Here is a 24,641-nt window from a genome sequence, read left to right as displayed (position 1 = left end):
CTCAAGCCTCCTGCCGCTGACGCGCGAGGGTCAGGTGCGGACGCAGCAAGGCGCCGAGATGGTAGAGCGCGAGCAAACCGATAGCGGCGCCGAGCGGCCACCAGAACAGATCCTTTTTCGGTTGGTGGCTGAGGGTTTTCACCTGGTGCGGGGTCAGCGTGTCGAGGGTGCGGTAGACCTGATCCAGCGCGGTGCGGTCTTCGGCGCGGAAGAACTTGCCACCCGTGGCGTCGGCGATCTGCTGCAAGCCTTGCAGGTTGACCTTGGCTTCGCCTTCGGCGCTCGGGTCGCCAATGCCGATGGTGTGAATCACCACACCCTTGGCGGCGGCCATCGACGCCGCGTGATCCGGGGTGATGGCGCTGCTGGTGTCGTTGCCGTCGGTGAGTAGGATCAGGACTTTTTCCTGTTCATGGGCCTGATCCAGCAACTTCAGGCTCAGGCCAATCGCATCGCCGATGGCGGTGTTGGGCCCGGCCATGCCGATGCCGGTGTCGTCCAACAAGAGCGACAGGCTGGCGTGATCCAGTGTCAGCGGCGCCTGCGGATACGCGCCGCTGCCGAACACGATCAGGCCCAGGCGATCTTCTTTACGCTTGTCGATAAAACCGTGGACCACGTCCTTGACCGCCGCCAGACGATTGATTTTCTGCCCGTTGGCATCGGTGAAATCAGTGGTTTCCATTGACTGGGAGATGTCGATGGCCAGCATCAGATCGCGCACCGGTTGCTGGCGTTCGATGGGTTTTTCCACGAACACCGGGCGTGCGGCCGCAAGCAGCAATAGCGCCCAGACCAGCAGGTTCAGGAGCAATTGCCAGCGATTGTTGCGTGTACCGGCGGCGCTCGGCGCCTGACCGACCGCGCGGCTCATGGCGCCAAAAAACGGCACCCGCACGGCGCTGCGAGCTTCGCGGTAGTCGGGCAGGTAGCGGTAACCCAACCAGGGCAGCGGCAGGAGCAGTAACAGCCAGGGGTAATCAAGCTGCCACATGGTGCGACTCCACCCAGTGTTTGCAGGTGTCGAACAGCTGCTGACGCTGATCATTGGGCAATGCCAGCAATGTTGCATCCGGCGCATAGGCCAGCAACGCCAATTGCCGGCTGAAATCCGCAGGCAACGGCTGCGCACTGTGCTGCGCCAGAAATGCCTGCCAACGCTCATTACCTAGCGCCGCAGGACCTTGTAGGAGCGAGGCTTGCCCGCGAAGAACGATTACACGGTTTGTCTGGGATACCGTGGGGCCTGGTTCGCGGGCAAGCCTCGCTCCTACGGGATCTGGCATCGACAGGGCTACGCGTTTGAGCAGTTCGGGGAGTTCGCGCAGGGCGCTGATTTGATCATCGCTGCTTTGCAGTTCAGCCAACCGCACCAATGCCTCGCGCCGATACCGATCCCGCCGCCACTGCCAATACCGCCGTGCACCCACCAGCAACACAGCAGCCATCAACACCGCCAGCAACACCCACCAGCCCCACGTCTGCGGCGCGTAACTGACCGGCGCCGGCAGGGCAATTTCCTTCAGTTGTTCAATGCTCGGCACGTTGGGATTCATCGCCGCCCCCCACCGAGTTTTCCCAGTTCCGCGCGCAGTTGTGCCTGCGCCTCGGTCGCCGTACTGAACATCATCAACGGCACCTGACTGCGTCGCAGCAGCGTGGCGACGTCCTTGAGCCGACCGCTGAGAAAATCCCCCAGCGGCTGATGAACACTGCGTTGTTCGACCGCCAGCTCGACTTGCAACTGACCTTGAGTAATCAGCAAACGACCATTTTTCGGCAGGTTCAACGCCAGCGGGTCGTACACCTGCATGGCGATCACATCGTTATGCGCCGCCAGTTGCCGCATCAGTTGCAAGGTGCGTTCGCCCGCACCGGCAAAGTCGCTGACGATGCAGAGCAGGTGATCGTGACCGGCCACAGCCAGGCACTGTTGCAGGACTTTATCGAGCTGATCCTCGCCCTCGGCGTCCGGGTTGGCCGCGCTCAATGCCTGATTCTGCTGGACGATGCGACTGCACAGCGCTTCGATCCGTTTGCGGCTGCGCAGCGGGGCAATCGCGTCGATCCGTGAGTCGTTGAATACCAACCCTCCAACCCGGTCGCCCGCGTTGAACACCATCCACGCCGCCAGTGCGCCGAGTTCGGCGGCAACCGCGGATTTGAAACTGCGTTGCGAGCCGAAAAACATCGACATGCGCTGGTCCACGAGGATCAACGCCGGGCGATCGCGCTCTTCGGTGAACGTGCGCACCACCGGTTTGCCGGTGCGCAGCGAGGCGCGCCAATCGAGGTGACGCAAGTCGTCCCCCGGTTGATAGCGGCGCAACTCATCGAAATTCAGCCCGCGCCCCCGCAGCCGCGAAGCGTGGTTGCCGGCGAGGATGCTGCCTTGCGGCTGGCGTGCGAGGAAACTCAGGTCACGGGCCTTGAATTCCAGCGCCATCAATTGCGCCAGAGAGACATAGACCAGACCGTCGACACTTTTTGTTTTCAACATCAGGCAGGAATCGCAACGTTATCGAGCAGGCGATCCAGCACCTGATCGGCCGTGACGCCATCGGCGACCGCGTCATAGCTCAGCTGCAAACGATGGCGCAGCACCGGATGCACCACGGCGCGCACGTTGTCCGGCGAGACAAAATCCTGCCCCTGCAACCAGGCATCGGCGCGGGCGCAACGGTCCAGGCCGATGCCGCCACGCGGGCTGGCGCCGATGGCGATCCAGCGGCCCAGGTCCGCGTCGTAATCCGTCGGATGGCGGGTGGCGTTGATCAGGTCGATCAGGTAACGATCGATGGCCGGGGACACATGGATGGCGCTGACCTCCCGGCGTGCAGCGAATATCACGTCCTGCGACAGCGCGAAACCTTGCACCGGCGCGGTCTTGGCGCCTGTCGCAAACTCCTCTTCACGCAGCAGTCGCAGCACTTGGCTCTCGTTTTCCGCGCTCGGGTAATCGAGCAGCACCTTCATCAGGAAACGGTCCATCTGCGCTTCCGGCAGCGGGTAAGTGCCTTCCTGTTCGATGGGGTTTTGGGTGGCGACCACGATGAACAACTCCGGCAGCCCATGGCTGTTGCCGGCCACGGTGATTTGCCGTTCTTCCATCGCTTCCATCAGGGCCGCCTGGACCTTGGCCGGTGCGCGGTTGATTTCGTCGGCCAGAATCAGGTTGCCGAACAGTGGACCGGGCTGGAACCGGATCTCGTTCTTGCCATCGATCTGGTGCAGCACTTCGGCCCCGGTGATGTCCGACGGCAGGAGATCAGGGGTGAACTGGATGCGGCTCATCTTCGCGTCCAGGTGTTTGGCCAGCGCTTTCACCGTGCGGGTCTTGGCCAGCCCGGGCAAGCTTTCCAGGAGCAAATGGCCGTTAGCGAGAAGGCCCTGCAGAATCTGCCGGATCACTTGATCCTGGCCCAGCACCGCTTCGGCGATGCTGGCTTGCAGGGCATTGAGGTCGTTGAGTGCGGTCATTGAGGGGCCTTTATTCAAGGTTGGCAGGTTGATCGATAAAACTGGCGATCCCTGTTCACTTCTAGAAGAACGCCAAAGTCAGGTTGACGCTGAATCCGTTGCCTTCAGGCCGGTTCTTGGTGTCGAACTCCGGGATCCAGCGAGCGTTGACGCTGGCTTGGGCGTCGGCGAATTTGCCGGCCCAGCCCACCGTCGGACCGGCGCCCACCGAGCGTCCGCGAAAGCCGCTGTTGGCGCCTGACCCGGAGTCGTCGGTGAGCTGCTGGATGTAGCCCGCGGCCATGCCGGCGTTCCAGCCGTTGCCGAAGCCGTGGGTCCATAGCGCATCGAGGGTGAAGAGGTTGCCGTTCTTGTAGTCCGTGGCGTCGTTTTCGGTGTAGAACTCAAGCCCCCCGGATAAGGTGAACTCGCCGCCCTTGCCGTCGAGGTGAGTGAAGGCCACGGTGGGCATGAAGGTGTAGTTGTTCTGCCCGGCGTTGGCCAGGCGATCATCGTTGTAAGCGCCGGTTGGCAGGTAGATCGGCAAGGACAACGAGAGGTGGTTGACCTCGTCGAAGTGGTAGCCGGCGGCGATGGGCGTCACCAGCAGGTCGGCGAACTGGGTGCCGGTGTCTTCCGTTCCCAGCGTCCGGCCACGAGGCCCGGTGACGCTCGCGGTAATGTCGGTGTACTGCACCGGCACGCCAATCGCCGACGCATAGTTCCAGCGACCCTTGCCGGTGTCCCAGACATGGGTGAAGTTGGCCATGGTGTAAGACACTTGCAGCTCAAGCCCGGCACTCAATGCGCCAACGATAGGCACTTGCACGTTGCCCTTGAGCTCGCCGTCGTACCAGAAACTGCTCAACGACATCACCCAGCCGGGTTCCGGTGGCACGATCCCGGCATTGGAAAATACCTGCAAGCCGGTCATCGGCCGGCCGCCACCGCCTTCTGCCGCCAGTACCAGCGGGCTGCTGCCGACCACGCAGAGGGCCAACAAAGGACGTACCACAAAAGACCTGACCATGGCTGGCTCCGCTTATTGATTTTGTGGGGTGACTGGCGTCAACGAGGGCATTTTCCACTCGCCGCTGGAGACTTCCGGTCTTGGCAGGTACAGGCGCAGGACACCGTAGAAAGGCCCGTTCGGCGCTGGCAGCCAATTACTTTGCAGGTCCTTGGCCGGGGCTTTGTGCTGCACATAGAGGGTCAGGCCGCCGTCGGCATCCAGCTTGAGATCCGGCAGCATTCGCGAGTTGATCAGGTAACGATTCAACGGGTTGGCGACCAGCAATTTGTTCTTGCCGTCGTACATCGTCAGCGACCAGAACGCGTCGGCCGGGGGCAGGGCGCCCTTGTCGAAATGCAGCGTGTAATCGTGTTTCGAGGCATCGACCGGCTGGCCGTCCTTATCGACGAAATAGCCGATGTAATTCGCCTCCTCGGCAGAGTTGCCGAAGATCCCCATGTTGGCGCCGGCGTAGCGGTACAGGTAGTTACCGTTGAGGTGGTCACGGGTGCCGAACAAATCGCCGCTGCTGACCTGATGGCTGTCGACCTTGTCCTTTTTAAACTGTGCGAATTCGGCCTTGGCGTCGGCGATGCCGTCTTCCAGGGCCTTGCGCTGACTGGCAGGCAGCTCGTTGGGTTTGAACGGCTTGCCGGCTCCGATGCCGATTTTGGCGAAGCGCGCCAGCAAGTCTTTTTCCGCGTCCTGGGGCGGGGCAAACGACAGCATGAAATTCAGGTAGCCGAACAGCTCCGGGGTTTCGCTCATGGTCGGCTTGGGCTTGGGCCAGTCGACCTTCGGCGCGGCAGGCGGGGCCTTTTGTTTAACGTAGTGGCTCAGCGGCTCGATCGTGTAGCCCTTCTGGATGTTCTTGACCTTGCTCAGGTCTTTTTCGTCGAACAACTGCGTGCGATACAGCGCGTAGGCGATGTTGGTTTCACTGCGCAGCAGACGGTCGATTTCAACCGGTTGCTGACCTTGCCAATTCGGCCCGGCGATCATGAAATGCCCGCCGGCGTTGCCCGTGCTGCGGGTGCCCAGATACGCAAAATTCTGCGTGTAGGCGTCGATCAGTTGCACCGAGTAGTAACGGTGTTCTTCGATGGGCGGCAGGGTCAGCACCACCGGCTCGGCCCGCAGATCCATCCAGATAAACGAGTAGGGCGTGTCGGCGTTGGGCGTGACGAAGGCCGTGTCCTTGGCGGTGAAAGCCTGTGCGGTGTTGCCGATCCGGTTGAGCGGTGCCTTGAAGTTCGGGCTCTTCTTGTCGACCGCCTGGGTGTAGAGGGTCTTGTACATTTCCACCACCGGGTAGCCGTACAAATAAGCTTCCTTGGCGATGGCCCGCGCTTCTTCCGGGCTGGCGGTGAATCCGGTCTTTTGACTGACGCTGACGTCTTGAGCGCCAACGCCGCAACTGACAAACATGCTCATCAGGCTGTAACCGGCTGCGCGAATTGCACCGTGCATAAATAAGGTCCTTATTTGCCGAAGGTGACGTTGATCCCCGCGAACAGCGTGAACTGCGGCAAGCCATCGCCCTTGCGCTCGACGGTCCACTGCGGCTCGATGAAGGCGTTGAGAATATTGGACCCGGACTTCCAGACCTTGCCGGCACCCAGACCGAGGGGGATGTAATGGGTGTCGTTCTTCAGGTCGAAGGTCCAGATCGCGGTGGAGCGCAGGTACCAGCCTCTATCGAGGTTGTGAATGACAAACGGCTGCAGGGTGGCCGATTCGACATGCGGGCGGTCGCTGTCGCCGGCAAAAGAACTCTGGTATTGCACTAACGCACCGAGCAAGCCACGGGGCGATGAATCAATCGCAATGGCCGCCAGCCCCGCTTGCCACTTGCCGGTGCCGAGCTCGTCCCGATCGGCGTAGGGCGCGGTGATCATCGGGCCAATGCCCAACTGCACGCCTTCGGTCTTGAGCAGGAAGATATCAAACAGGTTCAGATCGCCTTCGCCGGTGCTGTAGCCACCGTGCGGATCGGGACGGGTGCTGATCGGTGCGGTGGCGCGCAGCAACTGCGGGACGCCGATGAAGTCGTTGGGCGCAATCGGCAGCGTCCCGCGCACCAGCAAATCGTTGGTGTGGATATTCGAGTCGTAGTACTTCGGGGTGTAGTAGTCCTGCAGGTTCATCCCCGGTGCGAGGTTCAACGGGTTGTTACTTTTGTTGGCCGTGTCAGCGTTGTCCGCCTGGGCACACACGGCGGACGTTATTGAAACCGCCAACAAAAGGGCGCTCGCTCCTGGAGTGTTCGACATGATTCCCCGGTTCCTTGGTGGCTCATTGGCCTACTCGGCACTTGGCGGCCGTTATGCGTAATCTCTTTCCTATCAAGCCTGTAGGACATGTCTGATGACGTTAGCAGTTGTCGGCGGGTAATCCAGTCGAAGGGCGCACTTCTCTGCCTGTGAAGTGGTTGTTGATGATGATCAAGCGCTTCAAACAAAACGTGGGATGGCATTCCGTATTCGAATAAAAAGCAGCCGGCATATTGCCGATGAGTCTTTGCGACCTGTGATTTGTGACAGTTTTCGGCGGCGTGTTTTTCGCTGATAGTTAAATGCCCAGTTTTCAATCACCGACGATTATCGAGAACACACCATGATGAACCAGCCCAATAAAAAATCAGCCCCCGATCGTTCCTGGGACGAAGCCACGATTCTTTTCAACGGCAAGCCGGTATTGCCGAACGAGACAATCGCCCTGTTTTATGGAGAGGACAATACTCTCGATATAGAAGCCACACCGGAAGTCGCCGAAGAGATTTATCTGGCGGTCGTGGATAATAATGAGGGCGTTAAACTCCTGGTGGAACCGGAATTGGAATCCTGGCACGAGCTGGTCGACGGAAAGTTAAGTTATAAAATCAGTCCGGAAGTTGGAAAGAGCGGTGCTCTTGTGCTCGTTCTAATGAGTCGGCAATTGAATATGCCATTGGAAATTTCATGTCAGGTCATGTCGCCCAAGCCAATTGAACAGTTAGTCATCCGGATTAATGGCTCAGAGCTCAAGTCTGGAGATATTGTTTATGCGGTAAGGGGTAGCAGTAATTTAATTGAGGTGGAACCTCTTCGCGGTAGCCCGTTAATAGGCCAGAACATTGAATTGTCTTCGGATGCGGCGACACCGCCGAAACTGGTTCCAGTGTTCGAACCGCCAGAAGGATCTCAAACACTTAACCCCGTTGCTCGTTGGAGCCTGGATTGCGGTGACGAAACGGATGGAAACTTATCAATCAAATTGAGTCTGGAGAGTAGCCCGCAAGAATTTGTTCAGCTGCCAGTGGACGTGGGCTATCAAGACGGTGGTGTCATACTGACAACCATTATTCTGCAGACGGTTGGCAGTTCAAAAACACTGACGACTAGATCCATGAAAGGTGTTCAGTTGAAGAAGGGGGTTAAGGTTGAATGGCTTAGGGCAGACGGTAGTCGTCTGAAACTTGAATTCACCGGTGAAAATGCATCCAGCTCTATACAGTTTAAACAGGGGGAATTGGTCGGTGTGATTACAGCCCACACCTTTGTTCGCGGAAAACCTAGTTCTCCAAGAACCATTAATATCGTTTAACCCTGATAAGTATCAGGTTAAACGGGTGAACGTCGAGCTCCCGATCACGTCCGTTCAATGGCACAGGACCTGGACGTGATCGTGGCGCTATGGTGGGGGCTCAGCGCTTGTTCATCTGCTCTCGTTGCCGCTCCTCCTGCTCCCGCAGTTCCGGCGTGAACTCGGCCCCAAAATCCTCCGCCTCGAACACCTGGCGGATCTCGATCTCAGCTTCGGTACCCGGCATCGGGTTAGGGCAGCGCTTGACCCATTCGATCGCTTCCTCTTTCGACTTCACTTGCCACAGCCAGTAGCCGGCGATCAATTCCTTGGTCTCGATAAACGGGCCGTCGATCACCGTGCGCTTGTCACCCGAGAAACGCACGCGCGCACCTTTGCTGCTCGGGTGCAGGCCTTCTCCGGCCAGCATGATCCCGGCCTTGACCAGTTCCTCGTTGTAATTGCCCATCGCGGTCAACAGTTCTTCACTGGGCATCACGCCAGCCTCGGAGTCTGGGCTGGCTTTGACAATGATCATGAATCGCATGGGGGTTGTCTCCAATGGATGTGAGTGACTCACAGCATGGTCGATTGGCCGACGTTTAAATCGACAGCGCTTCCCGAAGTATCGCGCGTCATCGGAACAACGCGGCTCAAGCCCTTATTCCAAGACAACGGTATTTTTCGAACATTTATTGTGAATGGATCTTATCAACTGTCATTTCTGTCAGTGCCCGCCGCTGCTTTTTTTCTCGATAGTCGAATGGCCAGTTTTTTGTCCACTTCCAACTATCGGTAACGCGTCATGACCTCGAACCTTAAAATCGAAACGATAGATTCTGTTGTGTATCTTTGCTTTGGTGCCAAGGATGCTCGCAGCCATAGGTTGACATTTGTAGGGCAGGCGGACAGTCCATGGGTTGGGCAAAGCATCAGTTTAAATGCGCTCGGAACATTCCCTGTTTCGACTATCCCTGCGATAGGTCTATACCAACCATTTCCAGTGGATGGAGGAGACTGGACGATCTCCTGCCCGGATGATGGAGAAACAGTCAGTTTCGCAGGTCAGTTACAAAGCGAGTTCACCGCAGCGCCTTATCCAATATCTTTCGAATTAGGGCATTACCTGCGTGAATTCCTGGGAAAACGCAATCCGATCAGCGCGCCAATGATCGGTGAAGAAGTCACTGCCGAGGTCCAGGTAGTGTCTGCCTACACCCAAAAAATACTGAAAGATATCGAGGTTCAGTGGTTCGTCGGTGATCAACCCGCAGGCCCAAAAAACACCAGCGATCTGGGCTGGAGCAAGTTCAGTCACACCTTCGTAACGGACGGCGACCAGTTGATTACGGCCAAGGTGTTTAACCCCTATAACGACACGTGGGCCGAGCACAGTTTTGCACTCAAGGTATATGCCGATAGTCCTTGGGAAAACGCGGAGCTGAAAGTCAACGGTGTACCCGTGACGTGGCGTTCACCCGTTCTATTGCGTCGTGGGCAAGCGAATGAAGTGACCGTGAAAGTGGAGCCGGCGATCGCAGAAACACTCAGGTTGGAATTGTTTGATGAGGAAGGGCTGGACATTGATGCCTTACCTTCAAGCGATGTGTGGCAGGGCCCGAATCCGGGTACCGGAGAGTTCGAATGGATCGTCACCTCGAACGAGGAGAAGAGTGGTCGAGTCAGGATTGTCTTCTATAGTCTGGAAGTGGGCCAGCCTTGGGAGCACGACTGTCGGGTGCTTTCAGACAATCTCGCTGATGAAGCCATCATCCTGATCGGGGGCGTGGAAATTCCGCCAGGAGGGTGGGCGTTCGTCCGGGGTGAGGCACAAACGCTGACAGTGGTTGCCAAACCAGGAAGCCCACTCGGCCCTTTCCCTGTGATGTTGCAATGGGTTACGGGATCATCCGGACTGAAGGCGAAAGACTTTATTTGTGAACCTGCTTTCGATGCTGACACTGCAGACTACAATTGGAGCATCGTCGGTCCGGCGGACAAGAGCGGTATATTCCAGCTCAAGCTACTTATGATTGGCTTGAAAGCGCCAACTGAATTACCAGCGTGTCCATTGCTGTCACCTGACCTGGAAGACGAAGTCGACCTGATGATCACACAGTCTGGTGAAGTTGCTTCTCCGGTTGATTTGAAGGGAGATGGCTTGAGTCTTACAAAACAATCCGCTCGCTTGACCATGACTCTGGCCCTTTCAAGCCCACTCATAGGCAGAACAGTCGCATTTAAGTGGAAAGGAGACGCTAATCCTTCTGTCGTGTTACCTGCCCCGTTTGTAATGGCGGCTTCAACTGTTGTCGAAATCAACGGCGTGGATAATTCCGCGTGGCTCAAGCGCCATCAGTTGTGTCTGGACTACGGTGGCGCGGTTACAGAGTCCTGGACGTTCAGGTACTTCAGGGGGCTGCCTTCCAGCGGACTGAGTATCTGGTGTGACGGCGTGAACCATGGTGCGGATTCGTTATTGCTTAAATTCAATAAAAACTACGAACTTTCTATTAGGCCGAAAACTGAAGACAGCGTTTTTGTGGGCTGGAAGTGCAAGTTTGTCGGCGTTGTAGAACAGGGGACTACTATCGAGTTGTTACCTCCTTCTGACAAATTTGAGGAGATTGGTTCGCCTGCGGCAGGGGGGGCGAAGAAGACCATACGGGCCAGGGATACTGGGGGGGGCGTAGGTCGGAAGGTTGATATGGATGTGCAGGTTAAAGATTTTGGTGTTTTGAAAGTTCCAATTGAAATTGTCTAGCTTTAAAGTTGGCTTGAATGACATGGTAGAAATAAGGATTTGTAGGAGCATTTCCGCAAGCTGAAAACAGCTAGTCGCAGGTCCTGTTTTTGGGCCGTGAAACCTACCGATGATAGTGTCCAAAATGATGTGGATGACTAGGGTGTGAGCGAATACCTGCAGAGTGCTCTGTGGGTAATATTAACTGGTAAATAGAGTAAATAAAATGTCAGAAAAACTCGATTATGCTAATAGTCTGCATCAGTTTGATCGACCCTTTAGTGGTCGTACTAGTGTTCGTATGAAAAATGGAAATTCTAAGGCGGGAAGCTCTTATGGCCATGTGTTAATTCCTGGCAATGGAGAAGAGGTTGAGGTGGTGGTCGAATTCGATAGTCGTGTAAGTAGTGATGGGTTTGGTGTCAATAACTTAATCGAATTCAAGTCTCACAGTTTTGAGGGAGATGTTCTAAAGGGGGCGGGGCGCATCATTCAAGCATATGGAGATGAAGGTGTGAAAGTTGCATCTGATGCTTCGGGTGGAATAAGTATTTTTGTTTCTATGTATCGTCCGTGGGCGACATTTACTGATCGCGGACTTGATCACGGAGATTTTCTGCCAGTATTGATGGAGGAGAGTATTATTCATGAGATTGCGGTACATCCACTCGGTCATGCAGGAGATGATGTGGTAGGTAGCTATTATGGGGTAAGCGAATGGATGGATGTGTTCGAAGATCCGGGCGCTGAAAAAAACACCGCGCCGCCCAAGGAAATTACTTTTGTGGGGATGCGGTTGACCGAACTTGGTGGGGCAGGTAGAAGCAAGCGAAACATAAGGCTTAAGCGGGCAGCACCGTTGGGGGCTATTCCTGTCGCTTTTGTTTGTGAGAGCGGTGAAATGGGGTTGGTTAACATAGAAAAAATTGGTCGATAATTTTATATATCTTTTTTATTGACGTATTTTGAGCGGGAGTTGATGTGTTGACTTCCGTTTTTTCTGTTTGCTCCGTAGTTGGATGGCTAGCTCACGTATGCGTCGGACTAGTTAAGATTTGGCGCAGAGTGCATGGTCATCATCTAAAATCTCCGCTCATCCGCGATCAGCGTACTGATGCTTGTATAAGTGGGTTGCTCTTATTTCCAAAGCGAAGCGCTAGGAGGTCTTTTTATTGTAAATGGATCTTATCAACTGTCATTTCTGACAGTGCCCGCCGTTGCTATTTTCTCGATAGTCGAGTGGCCAGTTTTTTGTCCACTTCCAACTATCGGATACGCGTCATGACCTCGAACCTTAAAATCGGAGCTTCCGAAACTTCTCCCGTCTATTTTTGTTATGGGGCTTCAGGCGGACGCGGGCATAAGCTCACCGTAGTCGGCGAAGCCAGCAGTCCGTGGGTCGGACACGGCGTCAGTGTAAATCCCGCTGGCGGGCAAACCCTTCCGTTCCAGAGTGTCCCCGCGTCTGGCGAGTACCAGACGTTTTCGGAGCAGGGATGTGAGTGGAAGGTCAATTGCCCGGACGACGGCGAAGAGCTCGCCTTCGATTGCCGGATACAGACCGAGTTCACCGCCGAGCCCTACAGTATTCCGGTGAAGTTGGGGCATTACCTGCGTGAATTCCTGGGCAAACGTAATCCGATCGGTGCGCCACTGATAGATGAAGAAGTCACCGCCGAGGTCCAGGTAGTGTCTGCCTACACCCAAAAAGTACTCAAAGATATCGAGGTTCAGTGGTTCGTGGGTGGCGAACCCGCAGGACCGAAAAAAACCAACGATCTGGGCTGGAGCAAGTTCAGTCACACCTTCGTAACGGAAGGCGACCAGTCGATTACGGCCAAGGTGTTTAACCCCTATAACGACACCACGGTCGAACACGATTTTGAAATCAAGGTGTACGCCGAGAGCCCTTGGAAAGACGCGGAGCTGAAAGTCAACGGTGTACGCGTGGAGTGGCGTTCACCGGTTCTATTGCGTCGTGGGCAAGCGAATGAAGTGACCGTGAAAGTTGATCCGAAAATCGCAAAAACACTCAGACTGGAGTTGATTGATGACGAAGGGCTGGACATTGATGCCTTACCTTCAAGCGATGTGTGGCACGACCCGGATCCGGAAACCTTAGAGTTCGAATGGACCGTCACCTCGAACGAGGAGAAGAGTGGTCGAGTCAGGATTGTCTTCTATAGCCGGAACGTGACACAGCCCTGGGAGCACGACTGTCGAGTGCTTGCAGGCGATCTCGCTGATGAAGTGGAAGTTCGGATTGACGGCAAACCTGTCACGTCGGACGTCAACTTATTCTTCCGCAGCCAGCCCCGCTTTTTTACGTTGGTGCCCAAAGAGGGCAGTTCGGCGATAGACGGCCTCGCTGTGACGCTGACTTGCGTGATCACCAGCGGTCTTGTTCAAGCAGATTTGAGGTCCGCTCCCGCATTTGGCGTTCCCACTTTGGATCATCGCTGGAACTTAATCGGATCTAACAACAGTGGTACTTTCCAGCTGATATTCACGTGCCAGGGCATTGCTGTGCCAATCACGCTGGCACTCAATACCTTGTTGTCGACTGATCTGAATGATGAAGCCGAAGTGCGGATCGGCGGCGTGGAAATCCCGGCAGAAGGGCAGGTCTTCTTCCGGGGTGAGGCACAAACACTGACAGTGGTCGCCAAATCGGGCAGTCCACTGGGCCGTCTACCTCTGAAGTTGCGATGGATCAAAGGGGAAGGGCTGCGGGCCGAAGAGTTTACTTGCGAACCCGCCCTCGACACCTACACCCCAGAACACCGCTGGAACATCACCGGCCCCGCAGACAAGAGCGGCACGTTCCAGTTCGAGTTGGTTGGCGAGGGCATGACTACGCCAATTAAATTGCCAGAGTGTATATTGCTATCAAATAACTTGGCTGACGAGGCTGACATCAAAATTGATGGCCAAAATATTACTGCTAATGGAGTTGCTTTCCTAAGGAAAAAGACCAGAAAAATCCAGTTAGTGGCAAAATCAACAAGTCCGATCGACAAGCTTCCATTAATGATGAAGTGTGAAATTGTAAGTGGGATCCCCCCGGGCACTATAAAAAGTACTCCGGCCTTTGGTTCTGAAACACTCGGTCGTGAATGGGAAGTTGGTTGCGTTAGTTCAGGCGAAGGGCTGTTCAGGCTTGAAGTATCTTATCCTTTTCAGAGTGGCTCATTATATATTGATTGTAGGCAGATTGATATTTGGTACTCAATGGCTGGAAAATCCATTGAGTTGGTTGATGGGGTTGGATCTGCAAGAGTACGTAATTGGGGGCAGCATATATTTCTTGTGGGATTTTCGGGTTCGGCGGTGGAGCGTGTAATACAAGCTAAAAAACTAGACGGGATGATGCTCGTTGAGCCCGGATTACCTCTTGCCTATACCGTTGGTCCGGGGAAAATATTAAGACTCGACATGAGCGCGAACAGGTATGCTGGTACTAGCCGATTTGCCTTTAAGTTTGCTGACTTCAATGATTATGCCGATTATACAGATTTTATCGATATTCTAGTGGAAGATTTATATAGCGATGTTAGTGGTGTGGAGAAGCTTGATTAGATGCTGATGTTTAGTTTGCAGGGTTGTCCACGAGCTATGCGCTGGTTTGCCAAGCATAGCTCGTGGGCGCTTTTACCGATGCACTGCAAACCATCCCAATCTTTGCCGGCGTACTCGATTTGTTTTCAAGGCATGGTATCGCAACATGTTGCAGGAGCCGCGGTGCGGCGATCCGACTTCCAGTGATGAGTCGCCCTTACTCGTTGAAGGTTCTACCGCTATCGTGAGCAAGCTTGCTCCTACCCGGCTTATCACGATTTGTATCCACCCATAGGCCATCAGCGCAATCCATGCTTAACTTCTGCCTCGTCGAATTCTCCACATCAACGTTCAGAAGGACTCCGTTCATGGCTCAAGTCACTCTCAAAGGCAACCCGGTTCAAGTCAACGGCCAACTGCCACAAGCCGGTTCCAAGGCGCCAGCCTTTTCCCTGGTTGCCGGCAATCTGTCCGACGTGACCCTGGCGAGCTTCGCCGGCAAGCGCAAAGTGCTGAACATCTTCCCAAGCGTCGACACGCCGACCTGCGCCACGTCGGTGCGCAAGTTCAACGCCCAGGCCAATGACGTCGCCAACACTGTGGTGCTGTGCATCTCTGCTGATCTGCCGTTCGCCCAGGCCCGTTTCTGCGGTGCCGAAGGCCTGGAAAACGTACAGAACCTGTCGACCCTTCGCGGTGCCGAGTTCATCGAGAACTACGGCGTTGCGATTGCCGATGGCCCGCTAAAAGGCCTGACCGCCCGTGCCGTTGTGGTACTGGACGAGAACGACAACGTGCTGCACAGCGAGCTGGTCAAGGAAATCGCTGAAGAACCGAACTACGAAGCGGCACTTGCCGTTCTGAAATAACTCAGCTTTTACAATTGTTAACGGCCTGGCCCTGTCCAGGCCGTTTTCATTTGTGCTTCAGTGTCTTAGATAATTCTCCTGTTACGTAAGCCGAAGGTAAATTGCCGGTAAAGGCGCTTTGCTAAATCCCCGCCAGTGCTTATCGTTCAGCCTCCCGTAGAAAAAGCCCACGCGCCCAATGGTTGATCATTCAATGCAATCCTCTGCTCCCCGTAGTCCTCGTCGCTGGCTGTTCGGCCTGCTTGTCCTGTTGGTCATCGCTGGCCTGTGCTGGAAGTTCTGGCCTGGCAGTGCTGCGCCAAAAGAAGGCAACGGACAAAAAGCCGTGGCCGGGCACACAGGCCGTTCGGGTGGCATGCGTCCGGGTTTCGGTGGGGCGACCGGGCCAGTGCCGGTGCGTGTGGCTCCGGCGGTCAAGGGTGACTTCCCGCTGTATTACAAGGCGTTGGGCACCGTAACGGCGCTGAACACCATTAATGTGCGCAGCCGGGTGGGCGGCGAGCTGATCAAGGTATCGTTCGAAGAAGGGCAGATGGTCAAGGCCGGTGACTTGCTGGCGGAAATCGATCCGCGCCCTTACCAGAACGCCTTGCTACAGGCCGAAGGCACCTTGCTGCAGAATCAGGCGCAACTGAAAAACGCGCAGGTCGATGTCGAGCGTTATCGCAACCTGTACCGCGAAGACAGCATCGCCAAGCAGACCCTGGACACCGCCGAAGCGCTGGTCGGCCAGTACCAAGGCACGGTCAAGACCAATCAGGCAGCGGTCAACGACGCCAAGCTCAATCTCGAATTCACCAAGATCCGTGCGCCGATCACCGGGCGTGTGGGCCTGCGTCAGCTCGACGTCGGCAACCTGGTGGCGGCCAACGACACCACGGCGCTGGCGATCATCACCCAGACCCAACCGATCAGCGTGGCGTTCACCTTGCCGGAAAACAGCCTCGACGTAGTGCTGGCCCGCTATCGCAGCGGCGCCAGGTTGCCCGCCGAAGCGTGGAACCGTGGCGATACCCAAATACAGGCCACCGGTGTATTGCAAAGCCTCGACAACCAGATCGACGTCACCACCGGCACTTTGAAATTCAAGGCGCGCTACGAAAACCGTGATCAGGCGCTGTTCCCCAATCAGTTCGTCAACGTCCACCTCCTGGCCGACACCCTCAAGGGCGTGGTACTCGCGCCGTCGGCAGCGATTCAATTCGGCACCAATGGCACCTTCGTCTATGCGATGGATGGCGACAAGAAAGTCACGATCCGCCAGTTGAAAGTCGGCGCCAGCGACGGTGACAACACCGTGATTACCGAAGGCCTGGCCGCCGGCGATCGTGTCGTCCTGGAAGGCACCGACCGCCTGAAGGAAGGCAGCGAAGTGGAAGTGGTCAACGACACCAAGGATGTGCCGACCACCCCGACCGGGCATCTGCAAGGCAAATCGGCGGCCGACGCGACTGAGCCGGCGACCACCGACAAGGCGAAAAAGGGCGGCGCATGAACATCTCGCGGCTGTTCATCCTTCGCCCGGTCGCCACGACCCTGAGCATGCTGGCCATTATTCTGGCCGGTGTGATCGCCTATCGGCTGTTGCCAGTGTCGGCGTTACCGCAGGTCGATTACCCGACCATTCGCGTGATGACCCTCTATCCCGGCGCCAGCCCGGACGTCATGACCAGTGCCGTCACCGCGCCGCTCGAACGTCAGTTCGGGCAGATGCCGGGTCTCACTCAAATGGCTTCGACCAGCTCCGGCGGCGCTTCGGTGCTGACCCTGCGGTTCAGCCTCGACATCAACATGGACGTCGCCGAGCAGCAGGTGCAAGCCGCGATCAACGCCGCGACCAATCTGCTGCCCAAGGACCTGCCGGCGCCGCCGGTGTACAACAAGGTCAACCCGGCGGACACCCCGGTGCTGACCCTGGCGATCACCTCTAAAACCATGCTGTTGCCCAAGCTCAATGACTTGGTCGATACGCGCATGGCGCAGAAAATCGCCCAGATCAGCGGCGTCGGCATGGTCAGCATTGCCGGCGGTCAGCGTCAGGCGGTGCGGATCAAGGTCAACCCTGAAGCCCTGGCGGCCAACGGCCTGAACCTGTCGGACGTGCGCACCCTGATCGGTGCCTCCAACGTCAACCAGCCAAAGGGCAATTTCGACGGCCCGACCCGAGTCTCGATGCTCGATGCAAACGATCAACTGACTTCGCCCAAGGATTACGCCAACCTGATCCTGGCCTACACCAACGGCGCGCCATTGCGGCTCAAGGACGTAGCGGAAATCGTTGATGGCGCGGAGAACGAACGCCTGGCGGCATGGGCCAATGAAAATCAGGCTGTATTGCTGAACATTCAGCGCCAGCCGGGTGCCAACGTCATCGAGGTGGTCGACCGGATCAAGGCCTTGCTGCCGAGCATCACCGACAACCTGCCGGCCGGTCTCGAGGTCACCGTACTGACCGACCGCACCCAGACCATCCGCGCATCGGTCACCGACGTGCAACACGAGCTGCTGATCGCCATCGCGTTGGTGGTGATGGTGACGTTCCTGTTTCTGCGCCGGGCCAGCGCCACAATCATTCCATCGGTGGCCGTTCCGCTGTCGCTCATCGGCACCTTCGGCGTGATGTACCTCGCCGGTTTCTCGGTGAACAACCTGACCCTGATGGCACTGACCATCGCCACCGGTTTCGTGGTGGACGATGCGATCGTCATGCTGGAGAACATTTCCCGGTTCATCGAAGAGGGCGACAGCCCGTTGAACGCGGCGCTCAAGGGTGCCAAGCAGATTGGCTTTACCCTGATTTCCCTGACGCTGTCGCTGATCGCGGTACTGATTCCGCTGCTGTTCATGGCCGACGTGGTAGGGCGCTTGTTCCGCGAATTTGCCATCACCCTGGCGGTGGCGATCCTGATTTCCCTGGTCGTGTCGTTGACCCTGACACCGATGATGTGCGCGCGGTTGCTCAAGCGCGAACCCAAGGAAGAAGAGCAGGGCCGTTTTTACCGGGCCAGCGGCGAAGCAATTGATTGGATGATCGCGGCTTACGGGCGCAAGTTAAAGTGGGTTCTCAAGCATCAACCGCTGACGTTGCTGGTGGCCATCGGCACTCTGGCGCTGACTGTGTTCCTTTACATGGTGGTGCCGAAGGGCTTCTTCCCGGTGCAGGACACCGGGGTGATTCAGGGGATTTCCGAGGCGCCGCAGTCAATTTCCTTTGCGGCGATGAGCGAGCGGCAGCAGGAACTGGCGAAGGTGATCCTCGCGGATCCGGCCGTCGAAAGCCTGTCGTCCTATATTGGCGTCGACGGCGATAACTCGACATTGAACAGCGGTCGCCTGCTGATCAACCTCAAATCACACAGCAATCGCGACTTGAGCGCCACCGAGGTGATTGCCCGCCTGCAACCGGAACTCGACAAACTGGTCGGTATCCGTCTGTTCATGCAGCCGGTGCAAGACCTGACCATCGAGGACCGGGTCAGCCGCACGCAGTACCAGTTCAGTATGTCGTCGCCGGATTCCGAGCTGCTCAGCCTGTGGAGCAGTCGATTGGTCGAGGCTTTGGCCCAACGGCCGGAACTGACCGACGTCGCCAGCGACCTTCAGGACAAAGGCCTGCAGGTTTATCTGGTGATCGACCGCGATGCCGCGTCGCGGGTCGGGGTATCGGTGTCGAATATCACCGACGCGCTGTACGACGCCTTCGGCCAACGGCAGATTTCGACCATTTACACCCAGGCCAGCCAGTATCGCGTGGTCCTGCAGTCGCAGTCCGGCGAGAAAATCGGCCCGGATGCGCTGAACCAGATTCACGTCAAGACCACCGATGGCGGGCAAGTGCGCCTGTCCAGCCTGGCGCACATCGAAGAGCGTCAGGCGCAACTGGCGATCACCCACATCGGCCAGTTCCCGGCGGTGATGATGTCGTTCAACCTCGCACCTGGCGTGGCGCTGGGGCATGCGGTGCAAATCATCGAGCAAGTGCAAAAGGACATCGGCATGCCGATTGGCGTGCAGACCCAGTTCCAGGGCGCGGCCGAGGCGTTCCAGGCTTCGCTGTCGAGCACCTTGCTGCTGATTCTGGCGGCGGTGGTGACCATGTACATCGTGCTCGGCGTGCTCTACGAGAGCTACATCCACCCGATCACCATCCTCTCGACCTTGCCCTCGGCGGCGGTCGGCGCCTTGCTGGCGTTGCTGTTGAGTGGCAATGACCTGGGGATGATCGCGATCATCGGCATCATCCTGCTGATCGGTATCGTGAAGAAGAACGCGATCATGATGATCGACTTCGCCCTCGATGCTGAGCGCAATCAGGGCATGGACCCGGAAACGGCGATCTATCAAGCCGCGCTGCTGCGGTTCCGGCCGATTCTAATGACCACGCTCGCGGCGTTGTTCGGCGCGGTGCCGTTGATGCTCGCCACCGGTTCTGGCGCTGAGTTGCGTCAGCCGTTGGGTCTGGTGATGGTCGGTGGCTTGTTGGTGAGTCAGGTGCTGACGCTGTTCACCACGCCTGTTATCTACCTGTACTTCGACCGCCTCGGTCGTCGTTGGGGCCGCAAGTCCGAGTCCGTGGAAGTGGTCGAGCAGCCATGAACCTCTCCGGACCTTTCATCAAGCGCCCGGTCGCCACCATGTTGCTGAGCCTGGCGATCATGCTGCTGGGCGGGGTGAGCTTCGGTTTGCTGCCTGTGTCGCCGTTGCCGCAAATGGACTTCCCGGTGATCGTGGTCCAGGCCAGTCTGCCCGGCGCGAGCCCGGAGGTAATGGCCTCGACCGTGGCCACGCCGCTCGAACGTTCCTTCGGCGCCATTGCCGGGGTCAACACCATGAGCAGCCGATCCAGCCAGGGCTCGACCCGGGTCATTCTGCAATTCGACCTCGACCGCGACATCAACGGCGCAGCGCGGGAAGTGCAAGCGGCGATCAACGCCTCGCGCAACCTGCTGCCGAGCGGGATGCGCAGCATGCCGACCTACAAGAAGGTCAACCCGTCCCAGGCACCAATCATGGTGCTGTCGCTGACCTCGGACGTTTTGGAAAAGGGCCAACTCTACGATTTGGCCTCGACGATCCTGTCCCAGAGCCTGTCCCAGGTGCAAGGCGTGGGCGAAGTACAGATCGGCGGCAGCTCTTTGCCGGCGGTGCGTATCGAACTCGAACCGCAGGCGCTCAACCAGTACGGCGTGGCGCTGGACGATGTGCGCAACACCATCGCCAACGCCAACGTGCGCCGGCCCAAGGGCTCGGTCGAGGACGGCCAGCGCTTGTGGCAGGTTCAGGCCAACGATCAACTGGAAAAGGCCAAGGACTACGAGTCGCTGATCATCCACTACAACGGCGGTGCAGCATTGCGCCTGAAGGATGTGGCCAAGGTCAGCGACGGCGTCGAAGACCGCTACAACAGCGGTTTCTTCAACGACGACGCGGCAGTGCTGCTGGTGATCAACCGCCAGGCCGGCGCCAACATCATCGAGACCGTCAACGAGATCAAGGCCCAGCTCCCGGCACTGCAAGCCGTGCTGCCAGCCAGCGTCAAACTGAACCTGGCCATGGACCGCTCGCCGGTAATCAAGGCGACCCTGCACGAAGCGGAAATGACCCTGCTGATTGCCGTGGCGCTGGTGATTCTGGTGGTGTTCCTGTTCCTCGGTAACTTCCGCGCTTCGCTGATTCCGACCCTCGCGGTGCCGGTGTCGCTGGTCGGCACCTTCGCGGTGATGTACCTCTACGGGTTCTCGCTTAACAACCTGTCGCTGATGGCATTGATTTTGGCCACCGGGCTGGTGGTGGACGACGCCATCGTGGTGCTGGAGAACATTTCCCGGCACATCGACGAAGGCGTGCCGCCGATGAAGGCCGCTTACCTCGGGGCACAGGAAGTCGGCTTTACGCTGCTGTCGATGAACGTGTCGCTGGTGGCGGTGTTCCTCTCGATCCTGTTTATGGGCGGGATCATCGAAAGCCTGTTCCGTGAGTTCTCCATCACGCTGGCGGCGTCCATCGTGGTGTCGCTGGTGGTCTCGCTGACGCTGACACCGATGCTGTGCGCCCGTTGGCTCAAGCCACATACGCCGGGTCAGGAAAACCGTTTGCAGCGCTGGAGCCAGCGCGCCAATGAGTGGATGGTCGGCAAATACGCCACCAGCCTTGACTGGGTGCTGCGTCACCGCCGTCTGACGTTGCTCAGTTTGATCGTGACAGTTGGCGTTAATATTGCGCTGTATGTTGTTGTTCCTAAAACATTTTTGCCTCAGCAAGACACCGGTCAGCTGATCGGTTTCGTGCGTGGCGACGATGGTCTGTCGTTCAGCGTGATGCAGCCGAAAATGGAAATCTTCCGCCGTGCCGTGTTGAAAGATGAGGCAGTGGAAAGCGTCGCCGGCTTCATCGGTGGCACTAACGGCACCAACAACGCCTTCATGCTGGTGCGTCTGAAGCCGATCAAGGAACGGGGCGTGTCCGCGCAAAAAGTCATCGAACGCCTGCGCAAGGAAATGCCCAAGGTTCCCGGCGCACAGTTGATGCTGATGGCGGATCAGGACCTGCAGTTTGGCGGTGGTCGTGAACAGACCAGTTCGCAGTATTCCTACATCCTGCAAAGCGCCGACCTTGGCGAATTGCGCCAGTGGTACCCGAAAGTCGTCACCGCGCTCAAAGCGTTGCCGGAACTGACCGCGATTGACGCCCGTGAAGGACGCGGCGCGCAACAAGTGACCTTGATCGTCGATCGCGATCAGGCCAAGCGCCTGGGCGTCGATATGGACATGGTCACCGCCGTGTTGAACAACGCCTACAGTCAGCGGCAGATTTCGACGATTTACGACAGCCTCAACCAATATCAGGTGGTGATGGAGGTCAATCCGAAGTACGCCCAGGACCCGATCACCCTCAAGCAGGTCCAGGTGATCACCGCCGACGGCGCGCGGATTCCGCTGTCGACCATCGCCCATTACGAAAACAGCCTGGAAGATGACCGCGTCAGCCACGAAGGCCAGTTCGCCTCCGAAAGCATTTCCTTCGACATGGCCGAAGGCGTGACCGTGGAGCAGGGCAGTGCGGCCATCGAACGGGCGATTGCCAAGCTCGGTATGCCGGAAGACGTCATCGTGAAAATGGCCGGTACAGCCGATGCCTTTGCCGCCACGCAAAAGAGCCAGCCCTGGATGATTCTTGGCGCGCTGGTGGCGGTGTATCTGGTGCTGGGCGTGTTGTATGAAAGCTACATTCATCCGCTGACCATTCTCTCGACCTTGCCGTCGGCCGGGGTCGGCGCGTTGTTGTCGATCTATGCATTGGGCGGCGAGTTCAGCCTGATCTCGTTGCTCGGCCTGTTTTTGCTGATCGGGGTGGTGAAGAAGAACGCCATTCTGATGATCGACCTCGCGCTGCAACTGGAGCGGCAAAAGGGCCTGGAACCGCTGGAGTCGATTCGCAGCGCGTGCCTGCAACGTCTGCGTCCGATCCTGATGACCACGCTGGCGGCGATCCTCGGAGCGTTGCCGCTGCTGCTGAGCCGTGCCGAAGGTGCGGAAATGCGCCAGCCGCTGGGCCTGACCATCATCGGCGGGCTGATCTTCAGTCAGGTGCTGACCCTTTACACCACCCCGGTGGTTTACCTCTATCTCGACAAACTGCGCCATCGTTTCAATAAATGGCGTGGGGTGCGTACTGATGCTGCTCTGGAAACTCCGCTATGACTGACCGTTCGCTTATCAACCTGTCTGCACCGCTGATCACGGCCCGAGGCTCGCGTTTGTTGAGCCTGTCGCTGTGCGTGGCGCTGCTCAGTGCCTGCGCCATCGGCCCGGATTACCAGCGCCCGACGGCCGCCGCGCCGGTGCAGTACAAGGAGGCGGCCGGTTGGCGTCAGGCCAACCCGAGCGATTCCCTGGCCCGCGGCGCCTGGTGGGAGCTGTATGGCGATCAACAGCTCAACGGCCTGATCGACAAACTCAACAGCGCCAACCAGACCGTCGCCCAGTCCGAAGCCCAGTACCGTCAAGCCCAGGCCCTGGTGCGCAGTGCCCGCGGCGCTTTCTTCCCGACGGTGGACCTGACCGTCGGGAAAAACCGTTCCAGTCAGGGCACCGGCAGCAGCAGTTCGAGCCTGAGCAGTTCCTCCAGCGGTATTCGCAACACCTACACGGCACAGGCCGGGGTCAGTTGGGAGGCCGACGTCTGGGGCAAACTGCGCCGGGGCCTTGAGGCCGACACTGCCAACGCCGAGGCAAGTTTTGCCGATCTGGCGGCGATGCGTTTGAGTCAGCAGTCGGAGCTGGTACAGAACTACCTGCAATTGCGCGTGATCGATGAGCAAAGGCGGCTGCTGCAAGCGACGGTCGAGGCCTATCAGCGCTCGCTTAAAATGACCGAAAACCAGTACCGCGCCGGTGTTTCCGGCAAGGACGCGGTGGCACAGGCCACCACTCAGCTCAAGAGCACCGAGGCCGAGTTGGTCGATCTGATCTGGCAGCGCGCCCAGTTCGAGAACGCTATCGCCGTACTGATCGGGCTGCCGCCCGCTGAGTTCAGCCTCGCAGAAACCACGGACATCCCGTTGCTGCCCGACGTGCCGCTGAACCTGCCTTCGCAATTGCTCGAACGTCGCCCGGACATCGCCTCCGCCGAGCGCTCGGTGATGGCGGCCAACGCCAACATCGGCGTGGCCAAGGCCGCTTATTACCCGGACCTGACGTTGAGTTTGAACGGTGGTTACAGCAGCAGCACCTCTTCGAACTGGATCAGTGTGCCGAACCGCTTCTGGTCGGTCGGCCCGCAATTGGCAATGACCCTGTTCGACGGCGGTCAGCGTTCGGCGGAAGTCGACCGCAGCGAAGCGGCCTATGACGAAACCGTGGCCAAGTACCGTCAGACAGTGCTCGACGGTATCCGCGAGGTGGAAAACTACCTGGTGCAGCTCAAGGTCCTGGAAGACGAGTCCGCCGTGCGTCAACAGGCACTGGACGCGGCACGTGAATCCCTGCGCCTGACCCAGAACCAGTACAAGGCCGGGTTGATTGCTTACCTGGATGTGGTCGTGGTGCAGGCCACGGCGCTGAACAATGAACGCAACATGCTGGACTTGTTGCAGAGCCGGCTGATCGCCAGCGTGCAATTGATTGCGGCGCTGGGCGGCGGATGGGACGGCCAGCTCGAACTCAACAACTGACCCCCGTATTCCCGTATTCCCGTATTCCCCCGTATCCCTGTAGGAGCTGTCGAGTGAAACGAGGCGGCGATTTTTGATCTTGCTCCAGATCTTCATTGCCTGAAAGAATCGCCGCCTCGTTTCACTCGACAGCTCCTACAGGAGAGCGGGGGAGTTGGGGCTCGGTAGTAACGTTTCAGAGGTATTGTGGGCGTTCAAACAAGCGTTTCATCGGCTTGATGGCCCTTTGCTAATTTTCTCAGTGCGTTCTTTTGTGCAATCAGT

Annotated in this window: 17 protein-coding genes; 9 read left to right on the top strand and 8 right to left on the bottom strand. The window is 57.7% G+C overall.

Annotated elements, in window-relative coordinates; all coding sequences use genetic code 11:
• Position 1: 1 nt before the first annotated feature.
• The 7 genes from ACM6IO_RS09765 to ACM6IO_RS09735 form a co-directional block, all read right to left on the bottom strand.
• Positions 2-994, bottom strand: a complete 993-nt coding sequence (locus ACM6IO_RS09765; RefSeq protein WP_008030183.1) for a vWA domain-containing protein — start codon at positions 992-994, stop codon at positions 2-4.
• Positions 981-1,556, bottom strand: coding sequence for a DUF4381 domain-containing protein (locus ACM6IO_RS09760; RefSeq protein ID WP_414911364.1), 576 nt, complete (start codon positions 1,554-1,556; stop codon positions 981-983). Before ACM6IO_RS09760 ends, ACM6IO_RS09765 begins: the two co-directional genes overlap by 14 nt.
• Positions 1,553-2,500, bottom strand: coding sequence for a DUF58 domain-containing protein (locus ACM6IO_RS09755; RefSeq protein ID WP_414911363.1), 948 nt, complete (start codon positions 2,498-2,500; stop codon positions 1,553-1,555). Before ACM6IO_RS09755 ends, ACM6IO_RS09760 begins: the two co-directional genes overlap by 4 nt.
• Entirely contained in the window at positions 2,500-3,480 is a 981-nt protein-coding gene (locus tag ACM6IO_RS09750; protein ID WP_414911362.1) for an AAA family ATPase, read from the bottom strand. Before ACM6IO_RS09750 ends, ACM6IO_RS09755 begins: the two co-directional genes overlap by 1 nt.
• 61 nt (positions 3,481-3,541) lie before the next feature.
• Positions 3,542-4,489, bottom strand: a complete 948-nt coding sequence (locus tag ACM6IO_RS09745; RefSeq protein WP_414911361.1) for a transporter — start codon at positions 4,487-4,489, stop codon at positions 3,542-3,544.
• A gap of 12 nt (positions 4,490-4,501) precedes the next feature.
• Positions 4,502-5,941, bottom strand: a complete 1,440-nt coding sequence (locus ACM6IO_RS09740) for a DUF1254 domain-containing protein (protein WP_414911360.1) — start codon at positions 5,939-5,941, stop codon at positions 4,502-4,504.
• Positions 5,942-5,952: 11 nt separating this feature from the next.
• On the bottom strand, positions 5,953-6,744 hold the full coding sequence (locus ACM6IO_RS09735) for a hypothetical protein (RefSeq protein WP_008036310.1): 792 nt from the start codon (positions 6,742-6,744) through the stop codon (positions 5,953-5,955).
• 343 nt (positions 6,745-7,087) lie between these two features.
• Here ACM6IO_RS09735 and ACM6IO_RS09730 point away from each other — a divergent pair, with 343 nt between their 5' ends.
• Entirely contained in the window at positions 7,088-8,056 is a 969-nt protein-coding gene (locus tag ACM6IO_RS09730; RefSeq protein ID WP_414911359.1) for a hypothetical protein, read from the top strand.
• 100 nt (positions 8,057-8,156) lie between these two features.
• Here ACM6IO_RS09730 and ACM6IO_RS09725 read toward each other — a convergent pair whose 3' ends face one another.
• Entirely contained in the window at positions 8,157-8,582 is a 426-nt protein-coding gene (locus tag ACM6IO_RS09725) for a YciI family protein (protein WP_414911358.1), read from the bottom strand.
• Between the two features lie 258 nt (positions 8,583-8,840).
• Between ACM6IO_RS09725 and ACM6IO_RS09720 the strand changes: the two genes are divergently transcribed.
• The 8 genes from ACM6IO_RS09720 to ACM6IO_RS09685 all read left to right on the top strand — a co-directional run bounded on the left by ACM6IO_RS09720 (position 8,841) and on the right by ACM6IO_RS09685 (position 24,377).
• Complete coding sequence (locus tag ACM6IO_RS09720) at positions 8,841-10,799, top strand: hypothetical protein (RefSeq protein WP_414911357.1); 1,959 nt, start codon at positions 8,841-8,843, stop codon at positions 10,797-10,799.
• A 205-nt stretch (positions 10,800-11,004) separates the two neighbouring features.
• A complete protein-coding gene (locus ACM6IO_RS09715) occupies positions 11,005-11,715 on the top strand; it encodes a hypothetical protein (RefSeq protein WP_414911356.1) in 711 nt (236 codons plus the stop codon).
• Positions 11,716-12,059: 344 nt separating this feature from the next.
• Positions 12,060-14,357 carry a hypothetical protein gene (locus tag ACM6IO_RS09710; RefSeq protein WP_414911355.1) on the top strand — a complete coding sequence of 766 codons (2,298 nt, stop codon included), beginning with the start codon at positions 12,060-12,062 and terminating at the stop codon, positions 14,355-14,357.
• A gap of 347 nt (positions 14,358-14,704) precedes the next feature.
• Entirely contained in the window at positions 14,705-15,205 is a 501-nt protein-coding gene (tpx, locus tag ACM6IO_RS09705; RefSeq protein WP_008030203.1) for a thiol peroxidase, read from the top strand.
• 178 nt (positions 15,206-15,383) lie between these two features.
• Entirely contained in the window at positions 15,384-16,700 is a 1,317-nt protein-coding gene (locus tag ACM6IO_RS09700; protein ID WP_414911354.1) for an MdtA/MuxA family multidrug efflux RND transporter periplasmic adaptor subunit, read from the top strand.
• Complete coding sequence (locus ACM6IO_RS09695) at positions 16,697-19,801, top strand: MdtB/MuxB family multidrug efflux RND transporter permease subunit (RefSeq protein ID WP_008030209.1); 3,105 nt, start codon at positions 16,697-16,699, stop codon at positions 19,799-19,801. Before ACM6IO_RS09700 ends, ACM6IO_RS09695 begins: the two co-directional genes overlap by 4 nt.
• Complete coding sequence (locus tag ACM6IO_RS09690) at positions 19,798-22,905, top strand: efflux RND transporter permease subunit (RefSeq protein WP_192227267.1); 3,108 nt, start codon at positions 19,798-19,800, stop codon at positions 22,903-22,905. Before ACM6IO_RS09695 ends, ACM6IO_RS09690 begins: the two co-directional genes overlap by 4 nt.
• Positions 22,902-24,377 (top strand): efflux transporter outer membrane subunit, encoded by a 1,476-nt coding sequence (locus ACM6IO_RS09685; protein WP_414911353.1) that lies wholly within the window; start codon positions 22,902-22,904, stop codon positions 24,375-24,377. Before ACM6IO_RS09690 ends, ACM6IO_RS09685 begins: the two co-directional genes overlap by 4 nt.
• The last annotated feature ends 264 nt before the right edge of the window (positions 24,378-24,641 follow it).

The sequence above is a fragment of the Pseudomonas sp. IT-P44 genome (assembly GCF_949768225.1).
Lineage (GTDB): Bacteria > Pseudomonadota > Gammaproteobacteria > Pseudomonadales > Pseudomonadaceae > Aquipseudomonas > Aquipseudomonas migulae.
Note: the sequence above shows the minus strand (reverse complement) of the source record. Positions and strands in the feature narration are given on the sequence as shown.

Coding starts and splice junctions, on each gene's coding strand:
- ACM6IO_RS09745 (WP_414911361.1), bottom strand. CDS start 4,489: ATGGTCAGGTCTTTTGTGGTACGTCCTTTGTTGGCCCTCTGCGTGGTC.
- ACM6IO_RS09695 (WP_008030209.1), top strand. CDS start 16,697: ATGAACATCTCGCGGCTGTTCATCCTTCGCCCGGTCGCCACGACCCTG.
- ACM6IO_RS09720 (WP_414911357.1), top strand. CDS start 8,841: ATGACCTCGAACCTTAAAATCGAAACGATAGATTCTGTTGTGTATCTT.
- ACM6IO_RS09735 (WP_008036310.1), bottom strand. CDS start 6,744: ATGTCGAACACTCCAGGAGCGAGCGCCCTTTTGTTGGCGGTTTCAATA.
- ACM6IO_RS09760 (WP_414911364.1), bottom strand. CDS start 1,556: ATGAATCCCAACGTGCCGAGCATTGAACAACTGAAGGAAATTGCCCTG.
- ACM6IO_RS09730 (WP_414911359.1), top strand. CDS start 7,088: ATGATGAACCAGCCCAATAAAAAATCAGCCCCCGATCGTTCCTGGGAC.
- ACM6IO_RS09750 (WP_414911362.1), bottom strand. CDS start 3,480: ATGACCGCACTCAACGACCTCAATGCCCTGCAAGCCAGCATCGCCGAA.
- ACM6IO_RS09700 (WP_414911354.1), top strand. CDS start 15,384: ATGGTTGATCATTCAATGCAATCCTCTGCTCCCCGTAGTCCTCGTCGC.
- ACM6IO_RS09765 (WP_008030183.1), bottom strand. CDS start 994: ATGTGGCAGCTTGATTACCCCTGGCTGTTACTGCTCCTGCCGCTGCCC.
- ACM6IO_RS09755 (WP_414911363.1), bottom strand. CDS start 2,500: ATGTTGAAAACAAAAAGTGTCGACGGTCTGGTCTATGTCTCTCTGGCG.
- tpx (WP_008030203.1), top strand. CDS start 14,705: ATGGCTCAAGTCACTCTCAAAGGCAACCCGGTTCAAGTCAACGGCCAA.
- ACM6IO_RS09725 (WP_414911358.1), bottom strand. CDS start 8,582: ATGCGATTCATGATCATTGTCAAAGCCAGCCCAGACTCCGAGGCTGGC.
- ACM6IO_RS09710 (WP_414911355.1), top strand. CDS start 12,060: ATGACCTCGAACCTTAAAATCGGAGCTTCCGAAACTTCTCCCGTCTAT.
- ACM6IO_RS09740 (WP_414911360.1), bottom strand. CDS start 5,941: ATGCACGGTGCAATTCGCGCAGCCGGTTACAGCCTGATGAGCATGTTT.
- ACM6IO_RS09685 (WP_414911353.1), top strand. CDS start 22,902: ATGACTGACCGTTCGCTTATCAACCTGTCTGCACCGCTGATCACGGCC.
- ACM6IO_RS09715 (WP_414911356.1), top strand. CDS start 11,005: ATGTCAGAAAAACTCGATTATGCTAATAGTCTGCATCAGTTTGATCGA.
- ACM6IO_RS09690 (WP_192227267.1), top strand. CDS start 19,798: ATGAACCTCTCCGGACCTTTCATCAAGCGCCCGGTCGCCACCATGTTG.